The following is a 13,344-nucleotide window of genomic DNA, read 5'->3' as shown; positions in this document are numbered from 1 at the left end:
AATAAACTGCATTAGACGTCTGTGGCAGTTGGTAATGAATTGTATTATGGGGGAGATTTTTGTTCCTGTACTATTTTAGTCTTTTAATGTATTTTGAATAAATAAGTTATTTTAATGATAACATATATTCTGATGTGTTGATTATTTTGAAGTATCCTTTGTTTCTTGACTGATCTTTTATAACTGCTTCCTGATTTTTCTGCCTTCTCTGGTCTTTTTTCTCCTTTTGGTGATGAAAATAAAATATATGCATAGCATTGTATAAGTTGTTATTTGGCATTTTCTGTTAACTGTAATTGGGTTAAGTTGTTGTTAATCATTCATTTGCGGCTTATTTTAATTGAATTTAGACATATGATTGATATTATTAATGTTTTGTAACTATTATATCGATTAATTTTTATTGTTTTTGTTAAAATTATTGATTTTAACATAAATTAGTATTATTTTTAACCTTATTTGTTGTTATTGTTAAAATATTAATATTTTTTTAAGAAATTGCTTTGTGATTTTAATAAAGTTTTACAAATTTGTACGAATACAAAATTAATTTGATATGAAGAAACTAACAACCAGTCTTCTAGTGTTGATGTTGACTTCTTCTGTGGCAATTGCAAATGCCCAAGAAAAAAAGAATGATACCGTGAAGACGAAAGAAATCGAGGGAGTTGTAGTGACTGCACTCGGAATCAAAAGAGAGAAAAGATCTCTCGGTTATGCTACCCAGGAAGTAAAAGGGGACGCAGTTAATAAAAATCCAACAACAAACTTTTTGAATAACCTTTCCGGTAAAGTAGCCGGTCTGGAAATTAAACAGAGTACGAACTTTGGTGGGTCTGTCAATGTGGTAATGAGGGGTTTTAAATCTCTTTTGGGAGACAATCAAGCCTTGTTCGTGGTAGATGGGATTCCTATTCTAAATAACAATATCAATACAACATCCCAGAATACTGGTGGTGGTGGTTATGATTACGGTAGTGCTATTTCTGATATTAACCCGAATGATATAGAAACTGTTAACGTTCTGAAAGGTGCTGCTGCAACTGCACTTTACGGATCCAGGGCTCAAAATGGGGTTATTCTAATTACGACAAAAAAAGGAAAGAGAAATAAAGAAGGGATTGGGCTTGAATTCTCAAGTTCTATCACAATGTCAACTGTGGATAGATCAACTTTCCCTAAATATCAGACTCAGTATGGCCAAGGGTACAGAGGGAGAAGTTTTGCCGGAACTTTAGATGGTAGTCCGATTGTAGAATTTGGAAATGATGCATCCTATGGATCTCCTTATGATGGATCTTTGGTTTGGCAGTATGGAGCTTTTACTCCGGGATCACCTACGGAAGGACAAAGAACTCCTTGGCAAATGGCGAAAAATGGACCGATCAAGTTTTTTGACGTTGGTGCAACTTATGTTAATAATATAGCTTTGAGTGGCGGTGATGAGAAAGCGACATATCGTTTAAGCTATTCAAATACCAATGCGTCCGATATCATGCCTAATAGTGAGTTGATGAAAAATAACTTTAGCGGAAGCGCTTCTTATAAGCTGACGGATAAATTGACGGCAAACTTCTATGCTAACTATGTAACTCAAAAAACCAAGGGTAGAAACAGTACAGGTTATAATGATAACATTATGACTAATTTCAGACAATGGTGGGCAACAAACGTTGATATTAAAGATTTACAATACCTATATAGAACCTACAAAAAGAACTATACCTGGAATATAAATGCAACTGATGATTTGTCTCCGGGATTCTGGGATAACCCATATTTCCAGAGATATGAAAACTATCAGAATGACTCCAGAGACAGGTTTGCAGGGAATTTCAGTTTAAACTATGACGTGAGTAAAGACTTTAATCTATTATTCAGAATGGGTACAGACGGGTATACCATGATGACTGAAGAAAGAAAAGCTGTTGGTTCTTACGTAGGAAATCTTTTTGGATTGAATACAGTCGTTCAGCCATCAGGATATGCTTTAAGTAATTATAAATTCAATGAAACGAACTATGACCTTATCGCAACTTATAAGAAGAATATAACTGAGGATTTTAATGTTAGTGCTTTATTAGGAGGAAATGTTAACGTACAGAAAGCTTTTTCAAATCAGCAATCAACATCTGGAGGATTGTATACTCCTGGAATTTATACCATTTCAAATTCAAAATCAAATCCTGTAAGACCTTTGATTTCTGATATATCAAAATATGTATATGGCGTTTTTGCTCAGGTGTCATTAGGGTATGCTAATACTTACTACCTTGAAGGTACTATCAGAAGAGATCAATCTACGGCTTTACCTGATACTAATGCTGTGTATTGGTATCCGTCGGTGTCGGGAAGTATCGTTTTCTCTAATTTGGTTAAAGCTAACTGGCTGAATTTTGGTAAAGTTCGTGCTGGATATTCTCAGGTGGGATCAGATACCAGAGCAGATCAGTTGCTGAATCGTTATTTTGCACAGGCCTCTTATGGCGATGTTCCTGTATATGCTTATAATGCAACCCTTAGAAACTTTGATCTTAAGTCTCAGGGGCTAAAAAATATAGAAGTAGGTATTGAAACAAAATTATTCAATAATCGTTTTGGTTTTGATATTTCATGGTTCCAGAATAAGGCATATGATCAGATTCTGGCTCTGCCGGTATCCTATGGTACAGGAGCTAGTGCTAAGACTCAAAATGCCGGAGAACTTACCACAAAAGGATTTGAGGTTGCAGTGAATGTAACTCCTATTAAAACAACAAACTTCTCATGGGATCTTAATTTAAACTGGTCTAATCCATGGACTAAAGTTACTGCATTAAGTCCTGGTATTGAAAATATTTCAATTGGTAGGCTTCAGGGAGGTGCCAGTGTTAATGCACCTTTGAATGGTGATTATGGTACAATCTGGACCTCTGATTTTGTTTATGATTCAAATGGTCAGAAGATTGTTGGTCCAAATGGGGCATATTTAGTGACAGATAAAGCCGTTTATGATCAGGGAAGTTTCCAGGCAAGATGGAGTGCAGGTTTAAATAACACGATAAATTATAAAAATCTTTCACTAAGTTTCCTGATCGACTGGAGACAAGGCGGGAAAGTATATTCCTTAGACCAATCTTACGGTTATGGTACTGGTCTTTATCCTGATTCAGTAGGTTTAAATGATTTGGGTAATCCGATAAGAAATTCTGTTTACAATACACCAGGAAATCCTAACTCAGGGTATGTGAGTACTCCATTGGGAGGTGTTATCCAACCGGGAGTAATGGCTGATCCTAATAATCCTGGTCACTATATTCCAAATACGATCAGATTAGATAAGTCGGTATCCAGTCAGAATTTACAAACGGATCTTCCTGGAGCTGCGTACATTTATGATGCAAGTTTCGTTAAGCTTAGAGAAGTGGCAATAACGTATAGATTCAATAAAAACATTTTCAATTCCAAGTTCATACAGGGGATGTCAATGAGTTTAATAGGGAATAATTTATGGATTATTCATAAAAATCTTCCTTATTCAGATCCTGAAGCAGGTCTGTCGGCAGGAAATATTCAGGGGTATCAATCTGGGCCTCTGCCAACTACAAGGAATATTTCGTTTAATGTGAAAATCAATTTTTAAGAAGACATGAAAAAATATATATTAACATCTTTAGTTACGTTGTTGTTCATAGGGTGTCAAACATCTGATGATGTAAACACGGATCAGCATGCTACGTACGATACTAATCCTGAAGCTTTGGTCACTTTTGCACAAAAGGAATTAAGTGATTATATGACAACTCCTAATGTGAACGAAAATAATTTTAGATTAACAATGCAATACTGGCAGGAAACCATTTATGTAAATGAAAGTAATTATGACTTTACCAATCGTAATGTGTCCAATCTTGTTTGGATTGATACTTATGTGAATGTACTGAAGAATTTGGATCAGGCGAGAAGGATCGTAAATGCATATGTTCCTACTTTTCAGGAAGTGGCAACATGGCCAGATGTAAAGCAGAATCAACTGGCTGTAATTGATCTTATGCAAGTCTATACATTTCAGGTTTTAGTTGATACTTATGGGGATGTTCCTTATACTCAGGCTCTTGATATTGAAAAATATCCACTGCCTAAATATGATAAAGCATCTGATATTTACGCTTCATTAATAGACCGGGTGAAAGCTGATATCACCAGTTTATCGGCGGATTCTTCGGCCTTTGGAGGTGGTGATATTTTGTATAAAGGAGATGTAGGTAAATGGAAAATATTTGCTAATTCTTTGTTGCTTAAATTAGGTATTTCTTTGGCGGATGTAAATCCAACTCTGGCGCAGGCTACGGTTAACCAGGCTATTGCAGGTGGTGTGATGACTTCTTCAGCGGATGACTGTAAATTTCAGTACATAGATTCTTCTCCAAATGAAAATCCGATTTATCAGGAAGTGACTTCCAGAAATGATTTTATTGCCGGGAAAACTTTGATTGATTATATGAAGACTAATAATGATACAAGAATAAGTGTTTACTACAGAGGCCTAATCAATGGGCAATATGTAGGGCAGGTCATCGGATCACCGGGATCATTTGCTAGTTTTTCAAAACCAGGAGCTTTTACCAGAGATGCTACCACACCTGGTATTCTTTTAAGTTATACTGAAGTGGCTTTTTACTTAGCTGAAGCTGCTGCAAGATGGGGAATTGGAGGAAGTCCGGCAGCTTTATATTCAACTGCAATTACTTCTTCATTCAGTGATTGGGGGAAAAATGCTGATGCTGCTGCATATATAGCAGCTCATCCTTATGATGCTTCCAACTGGAAAAAATCTATTGGAGAGCAAGCGTGGGTAGCAATGTATAACCAGGCTATGACATCATGGAATTTCTACAGAAGACTTGATTATCCACAATTGGTTGCGCCAACAACAGCAATTCCAAATGCGGGTGGTAAAGTACCGGTTAGGTTACAATATCCTCCTGCGGAAGCAACGACAAACGGTACTAACAGTTCTGCTGCAAGTGCTGCTATCGGAGGTGATAAATTAACAACCAAAATATTCTGGGACGTTAATTAATATTTGACATTTATTTAATATTTATATTATACCGCCTTCGGGCGGTTTTTTTAATTTGTATCCATTTTAAGAAATTTTAGCGGTTAATAAAATTAATATGCTTTACATAGTATTTTTATTGTCTTAACTTGATATTTTAATGCTGTTTTTATATACTTCTGATTATCAGTATTTTAGTTGATTTAATTTTCATTTTAATATAGATATTGTCAATTTTATACATTGTTATAGTTTTCTAAATTAAAATTATACTTATTTGTGATGTTTTTGTTAAAAAAAGTGATTTTAACTTAATTTAATAATTTTGATGGTGTTAAATTTCTTAATTATTGAATATATGTTAATTTTATTCAATTTTTCTTTGTGTTATTAAGAAAGTTTTACATTTTTGTGAGGTACAAAATTAATTTAGATATGAAGAAACTAACAACAGGTCTTCTTGTTTTGGTATTGTCTTCCTCTATTGCTGTAGCTCATGCGCAGGAAAAGAAAGATACCATTAAAACAAAAGAAATCGAAGGGGTAGTAGTAACTGCACTTGGGATCAAGAGAGAGAAAAAATCTTTGGGATATGCTTCCCAGGAAATTAAAGCAGGTGCTCTTTCCGACGGAACCACGAATACAGGAAATATTGCGGCGCAATTATCCGGTAAGGTAGCAGGTCTTAATGTTACTACAAATAATAACTTTGGAGGGTCTTCCAATTTGGTTATCAGAGGAGTAAAATCGCTGGCAGGAGGTAATCCACTCATTGTTATTGATGGATCACCTGTGAACAACACTAATACTCAGGCCAATTCACTGGACTATGGTAATGCGCTTTCAGATATCAATCAGGATGATATTGAATCCATCAACGTTCTGAAAGGTGCTGCCGCATCTGCATTGTATGGAGATAGAGGTCTTAACGGAGTTATTGTGATTACCACTAAAAATGGAAAAGGAAAAGATGACGGATCTTGGGGAGTGACATTCTCTTCAGCTATACAAGTCGGATTTATTGACAAATCTACTTTCCCTGAATACCAGACTAGATATGGTGCCGGATATGCTCAGAAATTCGGAGCACAGGCATCTGATGGTTTAAATTATGCTAACTTTGGTGCAGATGCTTCATGGGGGCCTAAGTTTGATCCTAATTTAATGGTATACCAATGGGATTCATTTAATCCTTCATCACCAAATTATAAAAAAGCAACTCCTTGGGTAGCCGCTAAAAATGGCCCCATTACATTTTTCAACAATCCTGCTTCGTACATCAATAGTGTAACGTTAGAGAAAGGACAGAAAGGGAAAAACATCAGCTTTACTTACGAGAATATGATGTCCGACGGACTAATGCCTAATTCCCACCTTAACAAAAATAATTTCTCTTTAAAGGTTAATTATGATCTGACTCCTAAATTACACTCTTCTTTTTATTCTACGATGACTTTGCAGGAAACTAAAGGGAGAAGTATTACAGGGTATTCAAACAATATAGCGACTGGCTTCAGACAATGGTGGCAAACTAACGTTGATGTTAAAGATCTTGAACAAGCGTATCTTGCAAATATAGATCCACATGTTGCCAATGCATCAAATAATTATGGTAACGTTACATGGAGCAGAAAGTCTGCTACAAACGGGGCTCCTGCTTATTGGAATAATCCATATTTCCAGGCTTATCAAAATTATTCTTCAGATAAAAGATACAGAAGTTTTACCTATGGTCAGGTAACATATGATCTGTTCGATAATATCTCTGTTACCGGGAAAGTTTCTTATGACAGAACAAATCTTACCGCTGATACCAGATTGGCCGTGGGATCCTTGCCTCAGGCTTTCGGACAATCAAATAATGTTATTGGTTCAGGATATGGAAGACGTGATATCTTACAGACAGAAACCAATTATGACTTAATGGTGAATTATAAATTCGATATCACGGATAATATTAATATTTCCGGAGTTGTGGGAGGAAATATTCGTAGAAACTATGATAGCTCAATCTATGCTTCCACAGAAGGAGGGTTGATCGTTCCCGGAATTTATGCTTTATCCAATTCTAAAAAGGCACCTCTTGCTCCGGATGAAAATGTATCTACACAACAGACAAATTCATTATTTGCTACTGCTTCATTTGATTTTTATAAAAAATTCTATTTAGATGCAACCTGGAGGAGAGCCGAAGTGTCAACCTTAAATCCAGATAATAATATATATAATTATCCATCCATTACCGGGTCTTTAATTATGTCCGAAATTCTTGATACCAAACGATGGATGAATTTCTGGAAAATCAGAGCCAATTATGCAGAAGTTGGAGGAACTGCAAATCCATACCAATTGGTTAATAATTATAAGTCTGCTGGGATCTTAAACGGAACGGGAATTTACAACCCGATTTTAAATCAACCATTTTATGGTTTAATGCCTCAAAGAGCTAAAGAATTTGAAATTGGAACTGAAGTTCATTTCTTAAGAGATAGAATCACCCTTGATGTGGCATATTATAAAACAAAAACAAATCCTCAGATTCTTTCACCACTGCCTACATCTGCAGCGATAGGGTATACTGGTAAAGTATTCAATGCAGGTAGAATTGATAACAGCGGGGTAGAGGTACAGTTAGGTTTAGTGCCAATAAAAACAAAAGATTTTACTTGGAATATTGATGCCAACTGGTCTAAAAACCAGAATGAAGTGGTAAATTTATATCCCGGAATCAACAATTATTTATTAAATAGTTTCCAGGGTGGAGTATCTTTAAATGCAAGAGTAGGAGAAGCTTGGGGAACATTAATCGGGTCTGATTATACTTATCTGAACGGACAAAAAGTGATTGATCCGAAAACAGGAAAATATTTACAAAATCCTAATCAGGTGATCGGTAATACAACACCAGACTGGATTGGAGGTATCAGAAACAGCTTCAGTTATAAAGGATTCTCTTTAAGCTTCTTAATTGATATGCGTAAAGGAGGAGATGTATTCTCAACAGATATGTATTATGGATTATCTTCAGGTCTTTATAAAGAAACTGCCGTTGGAGATTACAGAGATAAGCCTATTGTTTTACCTGGTGTTCTTCCTGACGGTACTCCAAACAATATTCAACTATCTCCGTTCGCTGATAATAATGCTGCTATGGGATATAAAACCCAACCTTCAAGAGAGTTTGTGTATGATGGTTCTTTCATTAAGCTAAGAGAGGCAAGTATTGGGTATATGCTTCCAAAGTCTTTATTGGAGGGTACTAAGATCTATGATGCTAAAATATCTATTGTAGGAAGAAATCTGTGGATTATCCACAAAAATTTACCATATGCTGATCCTGAAGCCATGGTAGGTGGAGGGATAAACTCCTATGGATGGTCAATTGGTTCAATGCCTACCACAAGAGATATTGGTGTCAATGTTACGTTTAAATTCTAAATTACTTTAAAAATGAAAAATATTATAAAAATAAGTTTGGTGTCTGCATGTATTGGGTTGGCTTTAAGTTCATGTCAAAGTGATTTAACTTCTCTTAATGACGATCCTAAACACCCGTCAATTTTGCCTTCAGAAAATTTATTAGCTACGGGTATGTATCAATCATCCTATTATATGGATAACCCGAGTGTGAACTTTAATAATTACAGATTTTTTACACAGCAGTGGGCAGAAACGCAATATCCGGATGAAACTCAATATAACCTGGTAACGCGTAACCAGCCTCGTGGTCATTTTAACAGAATGTATGTTTACAGTATTAATAATCTGAAACAAGCAAAAATGAATCTGAAAAATGAGGTAGAGACTGATGATATTCGTGCCAATAAAATGGCAACCTTGGAAATTGAAGAAATTTTTATCTGGGAAAATATTGTTGATACCTATGGAGACGTTCCTTATTCTGAAGCCTTCAGACCAGATGAAATCTTAACCCCAAAATATGATGATGCCAAAACCATTTATCTTGATCTGATCAAAAGGATTGATGCTGCTACGGCAACGATAAAGCCGGCTGTTAACGGTTATAATGATCTGGTTTATGCAGGGAATATGACGAAATGGAAGAAGTTCGCGAATTCTATTAAACTGAGATTAGGAATGAACCTGGCAGATGTTGATCCCGCACTGGCTAAAACTACGGTTGAATCTGCTATTGCTGGCGGTGTTATTTCTTCTGATGATGAAGCTTACAAATTCAAATATGATGGAGGCACATTCTCTAATCCGGTATTTGATAACCTTGTAGCTTCAAACAGAAATGACTTTGTGCCCAGTGAGCTTACTATTAAAACTATGAGTGCGCTTTCAGATCCAAGAATGGACGTATGGTTTACAAAAGTTGGTGGAGTTTATAAAGGTGGAGTTTTCGGGGAATTAAATGATCCTTATACCAACTACTCTCAGCTAAGTTCTTACTTTAGAAGTGCTACTGCACCGTCAAACTTACTAAGTTATGCAGAAGTAGCATTCTTAAAAGCAGAGGCAGCAGCAAGAGGATTTGCAGCAGGAGGTACGGCTGTTGATCTTTATGCCGCAGCTGTAGCTGAATCTATGAGAGAGAATGGGGTAAGTGCAGCCAATGCAGCAACATATATTGCAGCTAATCCTTTAAATATTGCCAACTGGAAACAGTCTATCGGTACACAAGCATGGATTGCTATGTTTAACAAAGGTTTTGCAAGCTGGAATTTTACAAGACGTTTAGATTATCCGATCTTAGTAAATCCTCCAAAATCGAATTTGTCTTCTGTGCCGTATAGAATGCCTTATTCAGATCAGGAATACGTGTTGAACGGAGCAAACGTTAAAGCTGCCGGTGATAAAATTGGCGGTGATAAAGCAACCACGAAACTTTTCTGGGACAAAAACTAAAATCAGCACACATTTAACAACATTCATATTATACCGCCTCCGGGCGGTTTTTTTGTGCCGTAAAGAGAGAAATTTTATTTTTCTGAAAATTGAATTTTCTATGCAATCTATTTTACGGGAGAAGCATTTTGGTTGATATAAAGAGATTTAATGTATTGCATTTTATCATTTAGAGTGTTTTTACGGGATAAAACTCCCGTTTCTGCCTTGTGAATTATTTCATTTTTTTCGTGATAATTTATTTTTTAACTTAATTTTTTAATTATTTAATGATAAATATCGTCTTTTAATATATATATCATATTTTTTTTATCTTTTTTCTTTGACTTGTTTAGAAAGTTTAACAAATTTGTCCGGATACAAAAATTATTTTGATATGAAGAAACTAAACACAAGTCTTCTTGTTTTAGTGTTAACTTCTTCTATAGCGGTCACAAATGCGCAGCAGAAGAAAGATACCATGAAAACAAAAGAAATCGAGGGTGTAGTGGTGACTGCACTCGGAATTAAAAGAGAGAAAAGATCTCTTGGATATTCCACAACAGAGATAAAGGGAGATCAGGTCTCTAATGTTCCTGTAGCGAATGTTTCAGATGCATTAGCTGGGCAGGTAGCTGGTTTGAATATTACACAATCAGGTACTATGGGAGGTTCTGCTAATGTTGTGATTAGAGGTATAAAATCACTTACATCCAGTAATCAAGCACTTATTGTAGTTGATGGTACTCCAATCAATAATGATACTTTTAACCAGGCAAATATGAGCTCCGGTGGAGGTGGATATGATTATGCTAATGGTATGGCAGATATTAATCCTAACGATATTGAAAGTGTAAACGTTCTTAAAGGTGCTGCGGCTTCTGCTCTTTATGGATCTAGAGGTATGAACGGAGTGGTAATGATTACTACTAAAAAAGGTAAAAAATCAAGAAAAATAGGGGTAGAATTTAACAGTTCCATTACGCTTGGAACAGTAGATAAATCAACGCTTCCTAAATATCAGCATGAATACGGAGGAGGTACTTCAGGAAAATCTTTCTATAATGTTGATTTGGTAAATGGATATCCCGATATTAATGGAGATGGTATTTTAGATGCTAATATTGTAAATACATATAATGACAGTTCATTTGGAACAAGATTCGATCCAAATTTATTAGTTTATAACTGGGATTCACAATACCCCTATTTACCTGGATATCTGAAACCAACACCGTGGGTAGCTGGGAAAGATCCCAATATGATCTGGAATACTTCTGCAATTTATCAGAATTCAATTGCTTTTTCTGCCGGAAACGATAAAGGAAAGTATAGAGTAGGATATACCAATTTCTACCAACAGGGAGCATTGGTAAATAGCGAAATTAAAAAAAACACTTTAGATTTTTCTGCAGATTATAATTTCACGGATAAACTGAGTCTATTTACTAATATATCATACATCAATACCAGAGGTAAAGGTAGAGCTTATACAGGATATGAGGCCAGAAATCCAATGCAGGGTTTTAGAGGTTGGTGGAATATGGGTGTTGATATGAATAAGCAGAGAGAAGCTTATGCATTAACGAGAAAAAATGTTACATGGAATATTCAGGATTGGGAAACTCAAACAGTAGGCTATACCGATAACTATTTCTTCAACAGATATGAGAATTATGAAACAGATACTAGAAATCGTTATTTTGGAAATGTAGGATTGAATTATAAGTTTACAGATTGGTTAAATTTCATGGGAAGGTATACTTTTGATACTTTTGATGATATCAGAGAGGAAAGAGTAGCTAAAGGTTCTTCTGATCAAGGACGTTTGAGTAATGGAGGGAACGGTGAATATTATGTTATGATGCAGAAAGTTTATGAGATGAACTATGACGGTATCTTCAATATTAATAAAAACCTTGGAAGTGATTTCAACCTTAATGGAAACCTTGGTTTTAACTTACGAAGGAATAAAAGATATGGAATGTCAATCGCCACGAATGCAGGGCTAAAAGTTCCATGGTTATATTCTATTACAAACTCTGCAGAGCCCTTAACTGAAAAGAATCTTGAAGATTTTGATAATACAAAAACTAATATTGGCTTATTCGCACAAGCTAGTTTAGGATATAAAAATATGTTGTTTATTGATGGGTCTTACAGGCGTGATAAATCGTCAACACTTCCTAGTAGTAAGCGCTCATATGGATATTATTCAGTATCTGGTAGCTTTGTATTTTCAGAACTCTTAAAGAATAAGGATAAAATCAATTTTGGTAAAGTTAGGTTCAATTATGCAGAAGTGGGTAATGATACCGATGCTTATAACTTGAGAAACACTTATATATTCAATCCCGGATTTAATGACTCATTTAATGCAAGCTCTTCCAGTATATCAAAGAATCCAGAATTAGGACCCGAAAGAATGAAGGAAATGGAAGCAGGTTTGGAAATGGGGTTTTTCAGAAATCGATTAAGTTTTGATGTATCTGTATATAAGCAAAAAACTGAAGACCTGATAACACCTACTGATATTTCAGGATCTTCAGGATTTAAAAAAATGTGGGTAAATGCCGGAAATATTGAAAATAAAGGTATTGAAGCCAGATTAACGGTGGTGCCAGTTAAAACAACTAATTTTACTTGGGAACTTACTGGAAACTGGTCCAAGAATAAATCTACTGTAACTCACATTAACGGAGACAATGACTTCTTACCACTTGCTAAGATGTGGAATGTTACATCTGGAGCAAAATTGGGAGAATCTACAGGAACAATCAGGGGAACTGATTTCGTATATCTTAACGGTGAAAAAGTTGTAGGAAAAGACGGATTATATTTGACAACCAAGAATACTTCTCCTCAGGAAGTTATTGGTGATGCTATTCCTAAATGGAGAGGAAGTATCATGAATACCTTTCGATATAAAAACTTTAGTCTTAGCTTCTTAATAGACATGAAGAAAGGAGGAGATGTTTATTCTCAGGATATGGCATTTGGATTATTGAGTGGACTATATGAAGAAACTGCCGGTCTGAATGATTTGGGAAAACCTTTGAGAAATAGTTTAGCTAACGGAGGAGGAATTATCCTTCCAGGAGTAAAAGCCGATGGTTCCCCTAATGATATAAGAACAGGTTTTACTAATGTTAACAACCCTTATAGTTCCAACAGAGCACCTGAAAAAATGTATGTTTATGACGGATCTTTTGTGAAATTGAGAAATGTTACCATTTCATATAAATTACCGAAGGAAATACTTGAAAATACATTTATTGAGAGTTTAACATTTTCTTTAATCGGGCGAAATTTATGGATTATTCATAAAAACTTACCTTATTCAGATCCTGAATCATTGATGACTTCCGGTAATGCTATTGGCTTCCAGAATGGTGCTCATCCAACTTATAAAGAAATAGGAGCAAGTGTAAAAGTTGAATTTTAAAAAAGAA

General features: G+C 35.4%; 5 protein-coding genes. All 5 read left to right on the top strand.

Annotation, left to right across the window (positions count from 1 at the left end; all coding sequences use genetic code 11):
* The first annotated feature begins 556 nt into the window (after positions 1-556).
* The 5 genes from H3Z85_04330 to H3Z85_04310 all read left to right on the top strand — a co-directional run bounded on the left by H3Z85_04330 (position 557) and on the right by H3Z85_04310 (position 13,337).
* Entirely contained in the window at positions 557-3,622 is a 3,066-nt protein-coding gene (locus H3Z85_04330) for a SusC/RagA family TonB-linked outer membrane protein (protein ID QPQ52681.1), read from the top strand.
* Positions 3,623-3,628: 6 nt separating this feature from the next.
* Positions 3,629-5,062 carry a SusD/RagB family nutrient-binding outer membrane lipoprotein gene (locus H3Z85_04325; protein ID QPQ52680.1) on the top strand — a complete coding sequence of 478 codons (1,434 nt, stop codon included), beginning with the start codon at positions 3,629-3,631 and terminating at the stop codon, positions 5,060-5,062.
* Positions 5,063-5,476: 414 nt separating this feature from the next.
* Positions 5,477-8,479, top strand: a complete 3,003-nt coding sequence (locus H3Z85_04320; GenBank protein ID QPQ52679.1) for a SusC/RagA family TonB-linked outer membrane protein — start codon at positions 5,477-5,479, stop codon at positions 8,477-8,479.
* Between the two features lie 12 nt (positions 8,480-8,491).
* Positions 8,492-9,913, top strand: a complete 1,422-nt coding sequence (locus tag H3Z85_04315) for a SusD/RagB family nutrient-binding outer membrane lipoprotein (GenBank protein ID QPQ52678.1) — start codon at positions 8,492-8,494, stop codon at positions 9,911-9,913.
* A 376-nt stretch (positions 9,914-10,289) separates the two neighbouring features.
* Positions 10,290-13,337, top strand: a complete 3,048-nt coding sequence (locus H3Z85_04310; protein QPQ52677.1) for a SusC/RagA family TonB-linked outer membrane protein — start codon at positions 10,290-10,292, stop codon at positions 13,335-13,337.
* Positions 13,338-13,344: the final 7 nt, after the last annotated feature.

It is taken from the genome of Chryseobacterium indologenes (assembly GCA_016025055.1).
Taxonomy (GTDB): Bacteria; Bacteroidota; Bacteroidia; order Flavobacteriales; family Weeksellaceae; genus Chryseobacterium; species Chryseobacterium indologenes.
Note: the sequence above shows the minus strand (reverse complement) of the source record. Positions and strands in the feature narration are given on the sequence as shown.